Below are 16,839 nucleotides of genomic sequence, written 5' to 3'. Positions count from 1 at the left end.
ATGCAGGGATCACTCGTACTCGGCCAGATCGGCTGCAGCCTCGGGGTCCAGATCCCCGAAATCGACGGCGCCGTCCGGCAGGGTGGGATCTGCGCCCGACAGGCCAAGATCCAGATTGCCGCAGTTCAGTACCGTCATCCTGCGTTCCGCCTCGGCCGCGTGTTCGCTGCCGGGAAAACGCGCCGGGATCTCGGCCAGATACAGGCAGGCGGCCATCGGGTCGCCGTCAGCGGCAATCACCCGCGCGATACCCAAAAGGCTTTGCGCCGCGCGTGGCCCGTCGGGCGACGCTGCAAATCCTTCCAGCCATGCGGCCGCGGCGGCCTTGGGTTCGCCGCCGCTGTCCAGGGCTGCGCCGCGCAAGAACAGTGCTTCTGCCGTCAGGGGGCCGCCGGCGTGCTTGTCCGCGACCTCGCCGAACAGCTGCGCCGCGCGCTGAAAATCACCGCTTTTCAGCGCCTCGTTGGCCATGTCGAAATCGGCCTGTTCCGCCGCGGTCGTCGCCTTTTCCGTGCCGTCCGGCATGACATCTGCTGGCTGCGACGGTGCCACCTGGATTGCCGACGCCCCGCCCGAGGCCAGACCGCCCAGTTCTGGCGTGGTCAGCGCGCCCAGGTCGCAGGTTTCGTCCATCTCGCACAGCCGGAATTCGATATCGCCGATCCGGCGTGTGCCGTCTTCGACGATCCGGTTGATTCGGTTCTGCAGCTGTTCGGTCTGGCCGGTCAGTCGGGCGATCTGCTGTTCCATCCAATTCATGCGGTCGATGGCGGTCTCGCCGCCAGCGGCCTGAAAACCGGACGCACCCGAGGCCACAAGTTCGGCGCGGAGGGATTGAAGATCGCTGCGCAGTGACGACAACTGGCCGCGCAGATCGGCCAGCGTCGGTTCCTGTGCCGCGACCGGCAGGGCCAGCGGCACCAGGATCAACAGTGCGGCCAGTCCGCGAATCACGATCCGGCCCCGGTTTCGCTGACAACCGTCACGACCCGGCGATTCTTGGCATAGCACGCCTCGTCCGAACAGGTCTCGGCCGGACGTTCCTTGCCGAAGCTGAGGGTGCGGATCCGGTCTGACCCGACCCCTTGGGCGATCAGGTATTCCTGCACGGCACTGGCGCGGCGGGCACCCAGCGCAAGGTTGTATTCGCGTGTGCCGGTCTCTTCGGCATGGCCTTGGAGGACCGCCGAGAAGTTGCCGTGCTTGTTCAGCCATTCGGCCTGTCGCGTCAGCACGGCGCGCGCATCCGGCGTCAACGCGGTCTGACCCGAGGGGAACAGGACGGTATCACCGACCTGCTGGCCGAAATACTGCGCCGATGCCTCGGCACCCAGCGTGCCCCCGGCCAGGTCGCCCTGATACAGGGCGCCGGAACCGGAATTGGCGTAGGGATCGTAGACCTGCTGCGCCGGCGGCGCGGGTTGCGCGCAGGCGGCAAGGATCAGCAGGCAGGCGGCAGAGGCGGGCTTCATCCAGGGGGTCATCAGGTCATCCTTCGGGCGATTCTCGCGTCGGTCGGCTTGTTCACGGCATCAGCGGACCCCAAGACGGGTCCGAGGCAGCAAAGTCAAGATCAAGCGGCCGCATGTTCCGGCCGGTGATGTCCACCGAATGCAACCGGGGCTGACCGTTGCCGCCCGGCGTCACGCGCGTAAACATCACGACGCGACCATTGGGCGCCCAGGTCGGACCCTCGTCAAGGAAAGATTCCGTCAGGTTTTTCTCGTCCGAGCCATCGGTCCGCATGACGCCGATATGGAACTTCTCGCCGACCTGATGGGTATAGGCGATCATGTCGCCCTTGGGCGACCACGCGGGCGAGCCATAGCGCCCATCGCCAAAGCTGATCCGCGTGGGTTCGCCACCCTCAAGGCCGACGATATACAGTTGCGGCGTGCCGGAACGGTCGGATTCGAACACGATCCGCTTGCCGTCAGGGCTGAAGCTGGGCGATGTCTCGATCGAGGGCGCGTCGGTCAGGGCGCGTTGCGCCCCGGTCGCGGCGTCCATCAGGTAGATGTCGGTGTTTCCCCCGTTTTCCAGCGAATACACCACCCAGCGCCCATCCGGGGAATAACGCGGCGCAAAGGCCATGCTGTCGCCGCTTTGGGTCAGTGGCCGCGAGGACACACTGGCCACGTCCATCACCCGGATCTGGGGAAAGCCGCTGTCATAGCTGACATACAGCAAGGACCTGCCGTCGGGCGAGAATTGAGGAGCCAGGACCAGAGACGAGCTGTCAGTCATCCACAGCGTGTTGGCGCCGTCGTAGTCCATCACGCCGATCCGTTTGATCCGGGCGTTCTTGGGCCCGGTCTCCTGCACAAAGGCCACGCGGCTGTCGAAATACGGTGCCTCGCCGGTCAGGCGCGAATAGATCTGATCGGCGATCTTGTGGGCGGCACGACGCCAGTCACCGGCGCGGGCGTCGAACTGCATTCCGTCACCCTGCGGCTGGCCCGCGAACACGTCGAACAGCCGGAACTTGACGCTGATATCCTCGCCGGACTGGGTCACTTCGGCGGTCACCAGCGCCTGCGCGTTGATCGCGCGCCAGTCCTCGTAGGCGATCGCATCGGAAAAACTGTCGGGCCTTGCGATCTGCGCGTCGGCGGGGATCTCGCGGAAAAGCCCGGTCCCGGTCAAATCCGAGGCGACCACATCGCGGACCTTCCGGGCCACTTCGTCATCGCCGAAGAACGCGGGGATCGCGATCGGCATCGGTTCCACCACTCCATCGGTGATCTCGATGCGCAAGGGGCCGTCCTGCGCCAGGGCGGGCAGGGCGGTGAACGGGGCGGTGGTCAGGCCAAGGGCCAGGGCAAATGTCAGGGTCCGGAGCATGTCGTCCTCTCTAGTCGTATCGGCGGCGGCGCGAAACCCGGCTATCGTGCCTATGCGCCATCATTCGAATCCGATGCCGTCGGGGCGAAAATCAACGATCACTTCGCGCCAGCGGCCGTATTTCCCGGGCGGAAGCTCATAGCCGCTGCGCCCGCACATGATGATCGCGCGCCGCGCGACCTCGAAAGCGTTCTGGGCAGCGGTTTGTGATCCGCCGCGTTGATCGACCATCCGCAGGCTGGCGGGGTCGGGCCGTCCATCCGGTGTCATCCTGAACTCGACCGAGACATCCATCCGCGCGGCCTCCAGCGACAACGCGCCGACGTTCCAGCATTGCTGGATCGCGGTTCTGAAACCGTCGCGCTCGGAAATCGAAAGGGGCTGGCCAAGCGGCGCAGCCCCCCCGGTTCCGGTCTCGGCCTCGGACCGCTGATCCGGGTCGGGCAGGGGCGTCGGCGTGATCGGCACCGGGTTCAGTTGCAGCGGATCTGGCTGAGGCTGAGCCGCGGCGTCCGGCGTGTCGCCGCTGTCCTGCGATGTGCTGCTCGACAGCGCGCCCGACAGCGCAGCCGCCAGCGGATCCTGTGCCGCCGACGCACCGTCGCCGCCTTCGATGCGCTGCCGGTTGCCGCCGACCGTGTCGCCGGTCGACGCCGTGTCCTGCCCCTCGGCGCCCGCATCGCCATCCTGGGCCTCGCGAAGCGCATCTTCCAGCGCCTGCCGGTCGGCGGCCTCGCGTTCTGCCGCCTCGCGTTCCGCAGCGGCGCGTCGTTCCTCGGCCTCCTGCGCTGCGCGCTCGGCGGCCTGCCGTCTTTCTTCAGCCTCTGCAGCCTCTTGGGCGGCACGGCGTTCCTCTTCTTCGCGCGCGGCTTCCTCGGCTTGCCGGCGTTCCTCTTCGGCGCGGCGCTCTTCGGCTTCGCGCGCGGCCGCCTCGGCCGCTTGGCGCTCTTCCTCGCGGCGGGCTTCTTCGGCCCTGCGTTCCTCCTCCGCCTGCGCCTCGGCGGCCTGGCGTTGCCGTTCCTCGCGCGCCGCTTCCTGGGCCTGACGCTCTGCCTCGGCTTCCGCCTGTCTTTGGGCTTCGGCCTGCGCGGCGGCTTCGGCTTGTTGGCGTTCACGCTCGGCTGCGGCCTGTCTTTCGGCCTCCTGACGCGCGGCTTCCTGCGCCGCCTGCCGTTCTGCTTCGGCCTGCGCCTCGGCTTCGGCAGCTGCGGCAGCTGCCTGCCGGGCGGCTTCCTGCTGCGCAGCGATGCGTGCCTGATACGCCTCGACGAGGTCCTCGGGCCGCTCATTCGGGCGGGGAGAGTCGTCCAGCGCCAACGCCGAACGGGGCGGAACCGGAGCGACGGCTTCGTCTTGTGCAGGTGCCGACGGCGGGGCAGGCGGAAGCGCCGCCGAGGGCGCGACCGTCGCGACCGGCGTGTCGGGCGTGGTTTCCTGTGGCTCGGGGGCGGGCGGCGGCTCGGGCAGGTCGCTGGCCACGTCGATCGGGTCGCGATCCTGGAAGTCGCTCAGATCCGGCTGCGCGTCAGAACTGTCGTCCGGTTGCGCAAGTTCCTGCGCCGCATCTTCGGCATCGGGTGCGCTGGCGTCTGCGGGTGCCTCGCCGGCCGTCTCTTCGGTTTCGGGTTCAGGCATCGTCGCGACGGCCGTCGCCTCGCTGGAGACCGGCCCGGCCCCACGAGAGGCGGCGGCGTATTCCTCGAACTCCGCGCCGCTCATGGTGGCGACCTCGCTGGTTCGGACCGGCATCGAGGGCTGCGGCCTGAACAACGCACCGCCCAGAATCGCCCAAAGGATCAGCGCAAGATGCGCGATCCCCGAAACCCAGTATCCGATGCGGCCATCGCGTTCCTCCATGGATCAGCCATCCATGCGCGGGCCGCCGGTATCGGTGACCAGTACGATATTGGTGTATCCGGCGGCGTTCAGCGCGCCCATGACCTGGACCACGCGGGCGTAGGGGATGGTGCCGTCGGCGCGCAGGAAGATCTTGTCGCTCTGACGTTCCTCCAGCACGGCGCGCAGTCTGCCGACGACCTCGTCATCACCGACCGGCTCGTTCATCAGCGTGATCGCGCCCTCTGCGGGGATCGAGATGACCAGCGGCTCCTCGGGCTCCGAGGGCACGGCTGTTGCCGCGGTCTTGGGCAGGTTCAGGGGCACGCCAGAGGTCATGAGGGGGGCCGCCACCATGAAGATCACCAGCAGCACCAGCATCACATCCACGAAAGGCGTGACGTTGATCTCGGACATGGGGGCGTTGCGCCGCCGCCCGCGACCCTTCCGGCTGACCCGTTTGACGACGTCGGCCATCGGATCAGGCCTCGCCGTCAAGCTGCCGCGACAGCAGGGTCGAGAATTCGTCTGCGAAGGCTTCCCAGTTGCCGACCACACGTTCGGCGTCACCCGACAGCTTGTTGTAGAAGATCACGGCGGGGATCGCCGCCAGAAGCCCAAGCGCGGTTGCCAGCAGCGCCTCGGCAATGCCGGGGGCCACGACGGCAAGGCTGGTGTTCTGCGACATCGCGATGCCTTCGAACGCGGTCTTGATACCCCAGACGGTGCCGAACAGCCCGATGAAGGGCGCCGTGGACCCTACAGTGGCCAGGAATGACAGTCCCCGGAACAGGCGGGATTCCTCGCGCTGGATAGAAACGTTCATGGCCCGGTCGATCCGCTGAACGCCACCGGGGATCAGTGCGCCGTCATCGCGGTGGCTGCGCCGCCATTCCGTCATGCCGGCCGCGAAGATACGTTCCGAGGCGCCCTTGGGGCGTTCGCCAAGCCGATCATACAGATCGTCCAGCGGCTCGCCCGACCAGAAGGCGCGGTCGAAGCGGGCGGCCTCGCGTCGCGATGCCGCGAAGGCCAGGAATTTCTGGATGATGATCGCCCAGCTCCAGAAAGAGGCGACGATCAGCAGGATCATCACGATCTTGACCGTCAGAGAGGCGCGCGCGAACAGCGCCACCAGCGAAAAATCGAGGGCCTGCGCGGCCTGAATGGGTTCCATCGTCACTGCCTCATCTTCACGAGCGCCGTTTTGCCGGGCCTTCTAGCCCTTCTCTAGCAGCGGTTTCACCCCCTGCTGCAACACAATGCCGTCAATTCGCCGCCCGCGGGCGATCAGTCAAGACGCAGCCTGTGGGCAGCGATCGCCTCATAGTCGGGACGCAGCGCCGCAGCCAGGCTGGCAAGTTCACCTTCAAGCCGCGGCAACGGCCCCTCGGCCCCTGCAAACCCGGTCGAGGCGTTGACGGCATCGTACCAGACCTTGCCCCAGACGCCATCCTCGGGCCTGGACCCGGCGGGCCATGTCAGCATCCGGTCGGTCCATGCGATGTCGATGGCGTTGCACAGCGCCCGCAGCGCACGGGCCGGGTCGCCGCGGATATCGGCACTGTCGATCACGACAGGTGCGGGGCCGCGCTTTGCCATTTGGCGATACATCTGCCATTGCCGCGAAAAGCCAAGCTCTGCTGCGTCGGGCAGTCCGCGCTTGGCCGCGAAAGACGCCGCGACCCGTTCGGGTTCGCGGATCAGGAAGACGTTCGTGACCTGATCGGTCCAGTCCAGATCCATGCCAGGCAGCATATGCTGAACCATGTGCTTCTGGTACTGGACGTCTGCCTTCGCCGGCTCGGTCGTTAGTGCGGGCAGGACGTCCCGCCAATCGGCGGGCTGGCTGGCGATCACCTGGTCGCGCATCGGGTGGGGCAGGCCGGTCTTCAGCAGATAATGGGCGTAAAAGGGCTCGTCCACGCAGGCGCAGTCGCCGCGTGAGCCGAAGCTGCGCATCATCGCCGTCGACAGGTTGCGCGGACCGGACCACATGGCGATGCGGCGCGGACCGTTCATGTTTGGACCTGTCGCAGCCGTGACCCAACCGCCGGCGGCAACCGGACGGGGCGACCGGTCCTGTCCAGGCAGGCGATCGTCACGCGCGCAGTGAAAAGCGTGTCACCGTCGCAGCGCACCGCCTGATCCACCACCACTCGCGCGGCGGTCAGCTGATGCAGGCTGGTGACGACCTGTAGCACGTCGTCAAACCGCGCGGGGCGCAGGTAGTCGGCCTCGATCCGTCGCACTGCGAAGACACGTCCCTCGGTTTCTTTCATGTCGACCTGATCGACGCCCAGGTCACGCAGCCACTCAGAGCGTCCTCGCTCGATGAACTTCAGGTAATTGGCGTAATAGACGATCCCCGCCAGGTCGGTGTCTTCATAATAGACGCGCAGGTTCAGGGAATGGCTCATGTCGGCCATCCTAGGCCGGCATCAGGCCGCCCGCAATTGCCCGACGCCAGGATCATCAGCCGGGCTTGTTGCAAGGGGGCCGGGATGGGCGTGGCCCATCCCGGCCGCTGCCGCTGGGCCGAAGGCGCGCTTCGCGCGCGGCGGGCGACATGATTCGTCTCAGCGTGGGGCCATGCGCGCGGCAAGGCGCAACGCGTGGCTGTGGTCGTTCGCGGTGACGGGCAGCACGGGATCATAGGCCGCGCGGATGAGCGCCGCCAGTTCGGAGGACGGCGTCACGTCGCGCGCGAAGGTCAGTGCGCTGCGCATCACAAGCGCCTCGGCCAGTCGGGCAGGGTGCGAATCGGCCAAGGCGCCGGACATCCGGACGAAGATCAGGCAGGCACGGATGCCGCCATCCGGGTCAAAGCGAAAAAGCCTGTACTGATCTGCCGGGGATCCGATCAGACGTGATGGCAGACCGGCCATCCCGGTCAGGCGATCCAGGTCCGGGATACCTTCAAGCTCGGTCCAGTCGCGCATGAAGAACAGCATCAGGTTGCTGCCCATTTCCGGATCGGTGTCTGTCACCGGGTGGCCCGCATGGGCAAACCCCGCCCGGATCGCACTGCGAAAGATGTCCAGCGTTTCCTCGGACAGTCCGAAGATCACCGGCGCGACCGGCCGGTTCCACCTTGCGCAGAAGAACGTGCCATCGTCGCGCGTGAAAAGCGCGCTGATCTGATCGGGTGTCATCATCGGCCTCGGCGGATTCTTCTTTGAGCAAGTATTCGGGGGGAGGGGGGCGCCGGAATCGGCGACGGGGGGCAACGCCCCCCGCCATCGGTGTCGCACGGCGATGCGATCTCAGGCGACGATCGTCGCCTCGGTCGCGGCGCGGATATCGTCTTCCGTCACGCCGTCGGCTGTCTCGACGATCTTCAACCCGCCCTCGACCACGTCCAGCACACCCAGATTGGTGATGATCCGGTTCACGACACCCTTGCCGGTCAGCGGCAGCGTGCATTCCTTCAACAGCTTGGAGTCGCCGGCCTTGTTGGTGTGATCCATCACGACGATCACCCGCTTGACGCCGGCGACCAGATCCATCGCGCCGCCCATTCCCTTGACCAGCTTGCCGGGGATCATCCAGTTGGCCAGGTCGCCGTTCTCGGCCACTTCCATCGCGCCCAGCACGGCGGCCGCGATCTTGCCGCCGCGGATCATGCCGAAGCTTGTCGCACTGTCGAAATACGAGGTGCGGCTGAGTTCCGTGATGGTCTGCTTGCCGGCATTGATCAGGTCGGGATCTTCCTCGCCCTCGAACGGGAAGGGCCCCATCCCCAGCATGCCGTTTTCCGACTGCAGCGTGATGTCCTTGTCGCCGACATAGTTGGCCACCAGGGTCGGAATGCCGATGCCCAGGTTCACATACATGCCGTCTTCCAGTTCCTCGGCCGCGCGGGCGGCCATCTGGTCACGATCCCAGCCTTTCAGTTCACTGGCCATGTCAGACCTCCTCACGCTTGCGGGTGGTGATCTTCTCGATCCGCTTCTCGTGCTGGCCCTGAATCAGGCGATGCACATAGATGCCGGGCAGGTGGATGTGGTCGGGGTCCAGGGAACCGCGCGGCACGATCTCCTCGACCTCGGCGACGCAGATCTTGCCCGACATGGCGGCGGGCGGGTTGAAGTTGCGGGCGGTCTTGCGGAACACAAGATTGCCGGTGTCGTCGGCCTTCCACGCCTTCACGATCGACAGATCCGCGACAATGCCGCGTTCCAGGATGTATTCCTCGCCGTCGAAGATCTTCACTTCCTTGCCCTCGGCGATCCGGGTGCCCACGCCGGTCTTGGTGTAGAAGCCCGGAATGCCGCTGCCGCCGGCGCGCATCCGTTCGGCCAGCGTGCCTTGGGGATTGAACTCCAGCTCAAGCTCGCCCGACAGATACTGGCGCATGAATTCGGCATTCTCGCCGACATAAGAGCTGAGCATCTTCTTGATCTGCTTGGTATCCAGCAGCTTGCCCAGGCCGAAGCCGTCGATCCCGCAATTGTTGCTGGCGATGGTCAGTTCCTTGACGCCGCTGTCCACGATCGCGTCGATCAGCAATTCGGGGATGCCGCAAAGGCCGAACCCCCCGGCCGAGATGAACATCCCGTCATGCAAGAGACCGTCCAGGGCCTCGGTTGCATTGGCATAGACCTTTTTCATCGGTCCTCCCCTCATGGATACAGGTTCGGCAGAAGTCATGGCCCGCCGACCAACCGGTGTCAATCGGACCGCCCGCTGTTAGCGGCAGGACTTGACATCATGCCACCCGCTGGCCCATCTGAGTGGCATGAACCGCAGAAATGCCATCTTTTCCCTGTATCGCCGCCCGCAATCATAGCGGGGGCACAATCATGTCAACCGCGCGGGCCGTGCGGTTGATCGGAAAAGAACATCACGACCTTGCGCCTTGTCGAAAGGTCCTGCCGTGTTTCACCACCCGGAAATTCCGCGCCTTGCCGTCATCGGCTTCGGTGCGTTCGGTCAACTGATCGCGCGCCATCTGCGCCATCACATACCGGTTTGCGTCTGCGACCCGGTGATGCGTGCCAATGATCTGCCGCAGGTCGATCTGGAGGACGCCGCGCGCTGCCATATCGTCGTTCTGGCGGTGCCGCTGTCGCGGATGGAGGATGTGCTGCACCAGATCGCGCCGCATCTTTCGCCCGGCGCGATGGTCGTTGATGTCGCATCGGTGAAGATCCGCCCGGCGCAGATGATGCAGAACATCCTGCCAGGTCATGTTCAGATCGTCGCCAGCCATCCGCTGTTCGGCCCGGAAAGCGCACGCGACGGGCTGGACGGGCATCGTATCGCCTGGTGTCCGCTGCGCGGGTCGGGACACAGGCGTGCCGCGGCGCTGCTGCGACGCATGGGACTGCGGGTCCTGCGCACGACGCCCGATCAGCATGACCGCGAGATGGCGGTAGTGCAGGGGCTGACGCATCTGGTCGCGCGCGGGATTTCGCAGCTTGGGCCAATGCCCGACCGCCTGACCACCGCCAGCTTCCGTCATCTGGTCCAGGCCGCAGGGATGGTCGGGGCGGACTCGCCGGAACTACTGCGCACCATCCTGCGCGAAAACCCGCATGCCGCGCCGGTGCGAGAGCGTTTTCTGGATGCGGCCGCACAGATCGCCGAGGATCTGCGCTGACCACTGTCCGGGCTATTCAGAGGTCTTCTTGGCGGGTTTCTTCGCTGCCGGCTTCTTTGCAGCAGGCTTCTTCGCCGTCGCTTTCTTCGCGGCGGGTTTCCTGGCTGCCTTCTTGGGTGATTTAGCAGCCTTGGCCGCGATCAGTTCAAGCGCCTCTTCCTTGGTGATCTCATCGGGAGAGACGTCGCGTGGCAGGGTCGCGTTGATCTTTTCCCACTTTACGTAGGGGCCATAGCGGCCGTTCATCACCTGAATCGCACCGCCATCAGGATGATCTCCAAGCTCTTTCAGCGGGGCAGCGGCTGCGGCGCGGCCGCGCGTCTGCTTGGCCGCCAGAACCTCGACCGCGCGGTTCATGCCGATGGTGAACACTTCGTCCACATCCGGCAGGTTCGCGTATTTCCGGTCATGCTTCACATAGGGGCCATAGCGCCCGATTCCCGCCTCGATCAGCACTCCGTCGTCGGGATGCGGACCAATAGAGCGCGGCAGCGACAGCAGTTGCAGCGCCTTGTCCAGATCCAAGGCCGCCGCATCCCAGCCTTTCGGGATCGACGCGCGCGGCGGCTTCGGCGTGTCTTCCGTGGCCTCGCCGCGCTGAACATAGGGGCCGAAGCGTCCGGTCTTCAGGCTGATCTGGTCACCGTCGTCCTCTCCCAGAATGCGGTCGCCCACGGGCTCTTCCCCGTCGGGTGCCGACAATGGCCGGGTAAAGCGGCATTCGGGATAGTTCGAACAGCCGATGAAGGCGCCACCCGATCGTGCGGTCTTCAGGTTCAGGCGGCCCTTGCCGCACAGCGGACATTCGCGCGGATCGCCGCCATCGGCGCGTGGTGGGTAAAGATGCGGGGCCAGCGCGTCGTCGATCGCATCCAGAACCTCGGAGATCCGCAAGTCTGACGTGCCTTCAAGCGCCTTCGAGAAATCCTTCCAGAAGCGCCCCAGGACGTCGCGCCAGATCAGGTCGCCGGCGCTGATCTCGTCCAGTTCGTTCTCAAGATCGGCGGTGAAGTCATAGCTGACATAGCGCGGGAAATATTTCACAAGGAAAGTCGTGACCAACCGGCCCTTGTCCTCGGCGATCAGGCGGTTCTTGTCCTTGCGGACATATTCGCGGTCCTGGATCGTGGTCACGATGCTGGCATAGGTCGAGGGGCGGCCGATGCCCAGTTCTTCCATGCGCTTGACCAGTGTTGCCTCGGTATAGCGGGGCGGGGGTTGTGTGAAATGCTGGCGGGCGGCGGTCGAAGCCGCGTCGTTCATCAGCAATCCCGGTGCCGCGCGCTGCCCTGATGGTGCGTCCGGTGCGTCGCCCCCCTTGTCGCGGGCCTTGGTGAATTCAGGCTCGAACGCCTTGGTGACCAGTTTCGCTTCCTCGCCTTCGGTGATGGCGGGAAGGCGCGCGCTGTCTTCGCCCTCGTCATCGTCGCGGCCCTGATCATAGACGCGCAGGAACCCGTCGAACAGCATCACCTGACCCGTCGCGCGCAGGCCGACCTGCCGATCCGGGCTTTCGATATCCACGGTGGTGCGTTCCATCCGCGCCGCTTCCATCTGGCTGGCGATGCTGCGCTTCCAGATCAGATCATACAGCTTGCGCTGATCCTCGGCGCTGACCTTCAGCTTGTCGGGCGACAGCATCATGTCGGTGGGCCGGATGCATTCGTGGGCTTCCTGCGCGTTCTTGGCCTTGTTCTTGTACATGCGCGGCGATTTGGGCAGGTAATTCTCGCCGAACTTGGCCTTGATCGCGTCGCGGGCGGCCATCACCGCCTCGGGCGCCATGTCGATGCCGTCGGTTCGCATATAGGTGATCAGCCCTGCCTCATACAGGCGCTGCGCCGCCGACATGCAGGCCTTGGCGCCCATGCCCATCTTGCGGCTGGCCTCTTGCTGCAGGGTCGAGGTCATGAAGGGCGGCCAGGGATTGCGGCTGGCGGGCTTGGCCACCACGCCCGAGACCTTCAGATCCCGAGACGACAGCGCGCTGACCGCCATCGCGGCCTTTTCGGCTTCGGGCAGATCGAAGCGGTCCAGCTTGGACCCGGCCAGCGAGACCAGCTGCGCGTCGTATTCGTTTCCGCCGGGTGTCGCCAGCCTTGCATGAACGGACCAGTATTCGCGGGGCTTGAACGCCTCGATCTCCATCTCGCGGTCAACGATCAGCCGCAGGCAGACCGACTGCACGCGTCCGGCCGACTTCGCGCCCGGCAGCTTGCGCCACAGCACGGGCGACAGATTGAACCCTACCAGATAGTCCAGGGCGCGCCGCGCCAGATAGGCATCGACCAGCGCCTGGTCGATCTGGCGCGGATTCTTCATCGCCTCGCTGACGGCGGTCTTGGTGATCGCGTTGAAGGTGACGCGGTTGACCTCGCTGCCCTTCTTCAGTGCCGGGGCAAGGGCCTCCAGCAGGTGCCAGCTGATCGCCTCTCCCTCGCGGTCGGGGTCGGTGGCCAGGATCAGGCTCTGATCATCCTTCAGCGCGTCGCGGATGGCCTTCAAGTGTTTCTTGCTGTCGCTGGCGACTTCCCATTTCATCGCGAAATCGGCATCCGGATCGACACTGCCATCCTTGGGCGGCAGGTCTCGGACATGGCCGAAACTCGCCAGAACACGATAGTCGCCGCCGAGATATTTCTCGATGGTTTTGGCCTTGGCCGGGGACTCGACGACGACGACGGGCATTTGCACCTCAGGGACCGTTCAATGGGGCGGCAACATGGGTGCGGGGCCGGGGACTGTCAACGGTCGGCGAATTCGAGGCCGTTCAACTGAGCGCCAGACGACCGCCCGCAAGCCGCGTCAGACGTCCCTGCAGCTCAAGCGACAGGATCGCGGCGCTGGCGCTTGAGGCGGGGACGCCAAGATCGCGGATCAGGTCGTTTTCCTCCGTCGGGCTTGGGGTCAGGCGCGACAGGATCCGGGCTTCCAGTTGAGCGGGGCCGCCGGCATCCCGGTTGACCGTAGTCCTGATCGCGTCGTTGGCGCGCGGCGCGGTGCCAGGCCGGTTGCGCGGCGCCGGATCATCGGATCGCGTCACGGGCGCCTCGCCGCGCTCGGCCAGTGCCGCGACCACGTCGCCGGCGCTGCGGACCAGCAATGCACCGTCGCGGATCAGCAGGTTGCACCCTGCCGCGCGGGCATCCATCGGATGTCCGGGCACCGCCATCACCTCGCGCCCCTGATCCAGCGCGTTCCTGGCGGTAATCAGCGTGCCCGAGCGATGTGCAGCCTCGATCACCACCACCGCGCGCGACAGGCCCGAGATGATGCGGTTGCGGGTTGGGAAATGTCGTGCGGCGGGTTCCGTTCCCGGCGGCTGTTCGGAAACAAGGACGCCTTTTTCCGCGATCTGGGCTGCCAGCACGACGTTTTCGGCGGGGTAGATGACATCGACTCCGCCTGCCATCACGGCGACGGTTCCGGTGGGTAGGCTGGCGTTGTGCGCCGCGGTATCCACCCCGCGCGCCAGTCCGGCGACGACCGTGCAGCCGCATTCGCCCAGACCGGCCGCCATGCCGCGGGCCATGCGCAGCCCCAGCGACGACGCGTTGCGCGCGCCGATCACCGCGACAGGATCGCGCGACAGCCAATGCGGATCACCGCGGACCCACAGCACCGGAGGCGCGCCGTCGATCTGGCGCAGCGCGTCGGGATACAGCGGCGAATCGCAGCGGACCAGGCGTGCACCGGCCTTGCGGCCCGCCGCCAACTCCGCCGCCGCGACGCCTTCGGGGCAGGCCTGATAGTCCTTGACCCCGGCTGCCGCCGCGATGGCGGGCAACGCCTCAAGCGCGGCAGCGGCGCTGCCGTGTTCGGCAAGCAGTCGATGAAACGTCGCGGGGCCGACGCGCCGGGAACGGATGAGACGAAGAATGCCTAGATCGTCGTCCTTCGCGGCAAGTGGGGTGCCGGGGGTGCCGAAGGGAATATGACCGGTATCCATGCTGCCTCCGCCTCATCTCGTGACAAGGCATAGCGCAACAGTGGTTAATACAAGGTTACCGACTGGGCCGGTCTCAGGCTGCCGAACCGCCGACCGTCAATCCGCCGATCATCAGTGTCGGTTGACCGACACCGACGGGCACCCATTGGCCCTGCTTGCCGCAATTGCCGATGCCGGGGTCCAGCGCCATGTCGTTTCCGACGGCCCGGATCTGTTGCAGTGCGGTCGCGCCGTCGCCGATCAGCGTGGCGCCGCGAATCGGGTCGCCCACGATGCCGTCCTTCACGCGATAGGCTTCGGTGCAGGAAAAGACGAATTTGCCATTGGTGATGTCCACTTGGCCGCCGCCGAAGCCGACGGCGTAGATGCCGTCCTTCAGGTCGGCAAGGATCGCGGCAGGATCGGTGTCGCCGCCCGGCATGTAGGTGTTCGTCATCCGCGGCATGGGCGCATGGGCGAAACTTTCCCGGCGGCCATTGCCGGTGGGGGCGACCCCCATCAGCCGGGCGTTCTGACGGTCCTGCATGTAGCCGACAAGGATCCCGTCCTCGATCAGCACATTGCGGGCGGGGGGTGTTCCCTCGTCGTCGACGCTGATCGATCCGCGTCGATCGGGGATGGTGCCGTCATCTACGACGGTGACGCCGGGCGCCGCCACCTTTTGACCCATCAGACCGGCAAAGGCCGAGGCCTTCTTGCGGTTGAAATCGCCTTCCAGCCCGTGGCCGACGGCCTCGTGCAGCAGGATGCCGGGCCAGCCGGGCCCAAGAACGACATCCATCACCCCCGCCGGGGCGGGAACGGACCTGAGATTGACCAGCGCGATCCGTAGCGCTTCGTCCACTGCGTTCCGCCAGTGGGCCGGATCCATCAGACCTTCCAGCGAAACCCGCCCGCCACCGCCGTGGCTTCCGGATTCGCGGCGGTCGTTGTTCTCGACGATGACTGCGACATTGAGTCGCGCCATCGGGCGGGTATCGGTGACAAGCCCGCCCTCGGGGCGCAGGATCGCGATCTCTTGCAACGACGAGGCGATCGAGGCTGTGACCTGCACGACTCGCGGATCCAGACGACGCGCATAATCGTCGATCTGGCGCAGCAACTCGATCCGCCGGGCGACCGGGATCCCCTCGGCCGGGTCCGCCGCACCGTAAAGAGGTGTCGCACGCATCGGCGCGGCGTCGGCCATCTGTCCGCCTCCGGAACCCACGGCCAGCCGCGCCGTCTCGGCCGCACGTCGCAGGGATTGCTCGGAAATCTCGGTCGAGTGGGCGTATCCCGTTACCTCACCTCGCACCGCACGCAGACCGAAACCCTGTTCGGCGGTATAGCCTGAGTTGCGCAGCCTGCCGTCATCGAAGACCAGTGTCTCGGCCACGGAACGCTCCAAAAACAGCTCTCCGTCATCCGCGCCGGTCACCGCGTCGCGCAAGATGCGCAGCGCCCGGTCGCGATCCAGAAACTGGCTGAACGGGTCGAAGCGGTCGCGGCTCATCTGTGGGGACTCCTTGGTTGCGGGCCGGAATTTTGGTCTGCGCGACGCGAACGGCGTCTGAATTTCGTGCCTATTTCCTAGGTATCACTTGCCCGTAAGTCTGTAATATGGTCATAGAACGAGCCATGTGAAAGGGAAAGGGGCGGCCCAGAGCGGCCCCCTCGGCCATTGCGGCCGGGCCAACGCAACGGGATGGAATGATGGCAAAAGCGATGATTCGCCGTGCAGTCGCGGCAGCTTCGGGGCTGGCGACCGCGGGAATGGTAGCCAGCGGCGCTGTGGCGCAGGATGTACTGGGCGATCTGCCGACGATCGGCAAACCTCACGCCAAGGGTCTGGGGTTCCAGCCCGCCGCGACCGAACTGGCGCATGACCAACAGTGGCTGGATCACTTCGTGCTGATCATCATCACGGTCGTGACGGTGTTCGTGTGCGCTCTGCTGTTGATCGTGATCTTCCGCTACAACAGCCGCGCCAATCCCGTGCCCGCAAAATTTACGCACAACACTCCGCTTGAGGTTGCCTGGACCCTGGTTCCGGTGCTGATCCTTGTTGCCATCGGGGCCTTCTCGCTGCCGGCGCTGTTCCGCAGCCAGGAAATGCCGCCCAACCCGGATATCGTCATCAAGGCGATCGGCAACCAGTGGTACTGGTCCTACGAATATCCCGACAACGACCTCAGCTTCGATTCGATCATGCTGACCAAGGAAGAGCTTGCCGATTACGGATACAGCGAAGACGAATATCTTCTGGCGACCGATACGGCCGTGGTTGTGCCGGTCGGCCAAACCGTTCTGCTGCAGGTCACGGCCAATGACGTGATCCACAGCTGGACCATCCCCGCCTTTGCCATCAAGCAGGACGCGGTGCCCGGCCGAATCGCGCAGGCCTGGTTCAACGTCGACCAGGAAGGCGTCTATTTCGGCCAGTGCAGCGAACTGTGCGGGATCAACCACGCCTATATGCCGATCGTGGTCAAGGCCGTCAGCCCCGAGGTCTATGCCGCATGGGTGGCCGAACAGGGCGGCACCATGCCCGAACAGCAGCAGGCCGCGCTTGGCCTGCCCGAGGACGCGCGGCTGCAGCTGGCCAAGGCCGACTGATCCGCCA

At 65.8% G+C, this 16,839-nt stretch carries 16 protein-coding genes; 2 read left to right on the top strand and 14 right to left on the bottom strand.

The window, feature by feature from the left end; translation table 11 throughout:
- Window positions 1-9: 9 nt before the first annotated feature.
- The 11 genes from MU516_RS09415 to MU516_RS09365 form a co-directional block, all read right to left on the bottom strand.
- Window positions 10-954 carry a tetratricopeptide repeat protein gene (locus tag MU516_RS09415; RefSeq protein WP_260276968.1) on the bottom strand — a complete coding sequence of 315 codons (945 nt, stop codon included), beginning with the start codon at window positions 952-954 and terminating at the stop codon, window positions 10-12.
- On the bottom strand, window positions 951-1,484 hold the full coding sequence (pal, locus tag MU516_RS09410; RefSeq protein ID WP_260276967.1) for a peptidoglycan-associated lipoprotein Pal: 534 nt from the start codon (window positions 1,482-1,484) through the stop codon (window positions 951-953). The genes MU516_RS09415 and pal overlap by 4 nt, the downstream gene beginning before the upstream one ends.
- A 40-nt stretch (window positions 1,485-1,524) precedes the next feature.
- The gene (gene tolB / locus MU516_RS09405) at window positions 1,525-2,844 is read right to left on the bottom strand and encodes a Tol-Pal system beta propeller repeat protein TolB (RefSeq protein WP_260276966.1); all 1,320 of its coding nucleotides are present in this window, start codon (window positions 2,842-2,844) and stop codon (window positions 1,525-1,527) included.
- 60 nt (window positions 2,845-2,904) lie between these two features.
- On the bottom strand, window positions 2,905-4,701 hold the full coding sequence (locus MU516_RS09400; protein WP_260276965.1) for a protein TolA: 1,797 nt from the start codon (window positions 4,699-4,701) through the stop codon (window positions 2,905-2,907).
- Window positions 4,702-4,704: 3 nt separating this feature from the next.
- On the bottom strand, window positions 4,705-5,157 hold the full coding sequence (locus MU516_RS09395; RefSeq protein ID WP_260276964.1) for an ExbD/TolR family protein: 453 nt from the start codon (window positions 5,155-5,157) through the stop codon (window positions 4,705-4,707).
- Between the two features lie 4 nt (window positions 5,158-5,161).
- Window positions 5,162-5,857 carry a protein TolQ gene (gene tolQ, locus MU516_RS09390; protein ID WP_209055581.1) on the bottom strand — a complete coding sequence of 232 codons (696 nt, stop codon included), beginning with the start codon at window positions 5,855-5,857 and terminating at the stop codon, window positions 5,162-5,164.
- A 113-nt stretch (window positions 5,858-5,970) separates the two neighbouring features.
- The gene (locus MU516_RS09385) at window positions 5,971-6,702 is read right to left on the bottom strand and encodes a sulfotransferase-like domain-containing protein (RefSeq protein ID WP_260276963.1); all 732 of its coding nucleotides are present in this window, start codon (window positions 6,700-6,702) and stop codon (window positions 5,971-5,973) included.
- Window positions 6,699-7,100 (bottom strand): tol-pal system-associated acyl-CoA thioesterase, encoded by a 402-nt coding sequence (gene ybgC, locus MU516_RS09380; RefSeq protein ID WP_260277025.1) that lies wholly within the window; start codon window positions 7,098-7,100, stop codon window positions 6,699-6,701. Before ybgC ends, MU516_RS09385 begins: the two co-directional genes overlap by 4 nt.
- 159 nt (window positions 7,101-7,259) lie before the next feature.
- Window positions 7,260-7,835: a hypothetical protein gene (locus MU516_RS09375; RefSeq protein ID WP_311319101.1), complete on the bottom strand. Its 576-nt coding sequence runs from the start codon at window positions 7,833-7,835 to the stop codon at window positions 7,260-7,262.
- A 111-nt stretch (window positions 7,836-7,946) separates the two neighbouring features.
- Window positions 7,947-8,588 (bottom strand): CoA transferase subunit B, encoded by a 642-nt coding sequence (locus tag MU516_RS09370; protein ID WP_209055577.1) that lies wholly within the window; start codon window positions 8,586-8,588, stop codon window positions 7,947-7,949.
- Between the two features lies 1 nt (window position 8,589).
- Window positions 8,590-9,294 (bottom strand): CoA transferase subunit A, encoded by a 705-nt coding sequence (locus MU516_RS09365; RefSeq protein WP_260276961.1) that lies wholly within the window; start codon window positions 9,292-9,294, stop codon window positions 8,590-8,592.
- 265 nt (window positions 9,295-9,559) lie between these two features.
- Between MU516_RS09365 and MU516_RS09360 the strand changes: the two genes are divergently transcribed.
- The gene (locus tag MU516_RS09360) at window positions 9,560-10,285 is read left to right on the top strand and encodes a prephenate dehydrogenase (RefSeq protein WP_260276960.1); all 726 of its coding nucleotides are present in this window, start codon (window positions 9,560-9,562) and stop codon (window positions 10,283-10,285) included.
- 12 nt (window positions 10,286-10,297) lie between these two features.
- On the opposite strand, the gene topA is transcribed toward MU516_RS09360, so the two are convergent.
- The 3 genes from topA to tldD form a co-directional block, all read right to left on the bottom strand.
- The gene (gene topA / locus MU516_RS09355) at window positions 10,298-12,973 is read right to left on the bottom strand and encodes a type I DNA topoisomerase (RefSeq protein WP_260277024.1); all 2,676 of its coding nucleotides are present in this window, start codon (window positions 12,971-12,973) and stop codon (window positions 10,298-10,300) included.
- Window positions 12,974-13,055: 82 nt separating this feature from the next.
- Window positions 13,056-14,234, bottom strand: coding sequence for a DNA-processing protein DprA (gene dprA / locus MU516_RS09350; RefSeq protein ID WP_260276959.1), 1,179 nt, complete (start codon window positions 14,232-14,234; stop codon window positions 13,056-13,058).
- Window positions 14,235-14,307: 73 nt separating this feature from the next.
- Entirely contained in the window at window positions 14,308-15,729 is a 1,422-nt protein-coding gene (gene tldD, locus MU516_RS09345; RefSeq protein ID WP_260276958.1) for a metalloprotease TldD, read from the bottom strand.
- Between the two features lie 212 nt (window positions 15,730-15,941).
- Here tldD and coxB point away from each other — a divergent pair, with 212 nt between their 5' ends.
- Entirely contained in the window at window positions 15,942-16,832 is an 891-nt protein-coding gene (coxB, locus tag MU516_RS09340) for a cytochrome c oxidase subunit II (RefSeq protein WP_425606840.1), read from the top strand.
- Window positions 16,833-16,839 lie beyond the last annotated feature (7 nt).

This window comes from Paracoccus maritimus, assembly GCF_025195095.1.
GTDB classification, from domain to species: Bacteria; Pseudomonadota; Alphaproteobacteria; order Rhodobacterales; family Rhodobacteraceae; genus Paracoccus; species Paracoccus maritimus.
The sequence above is the reverse complement of the archived record's forward strand: the minus strand, read 5'-3'. Positions and strand labels throughout refer to the sequence as shown.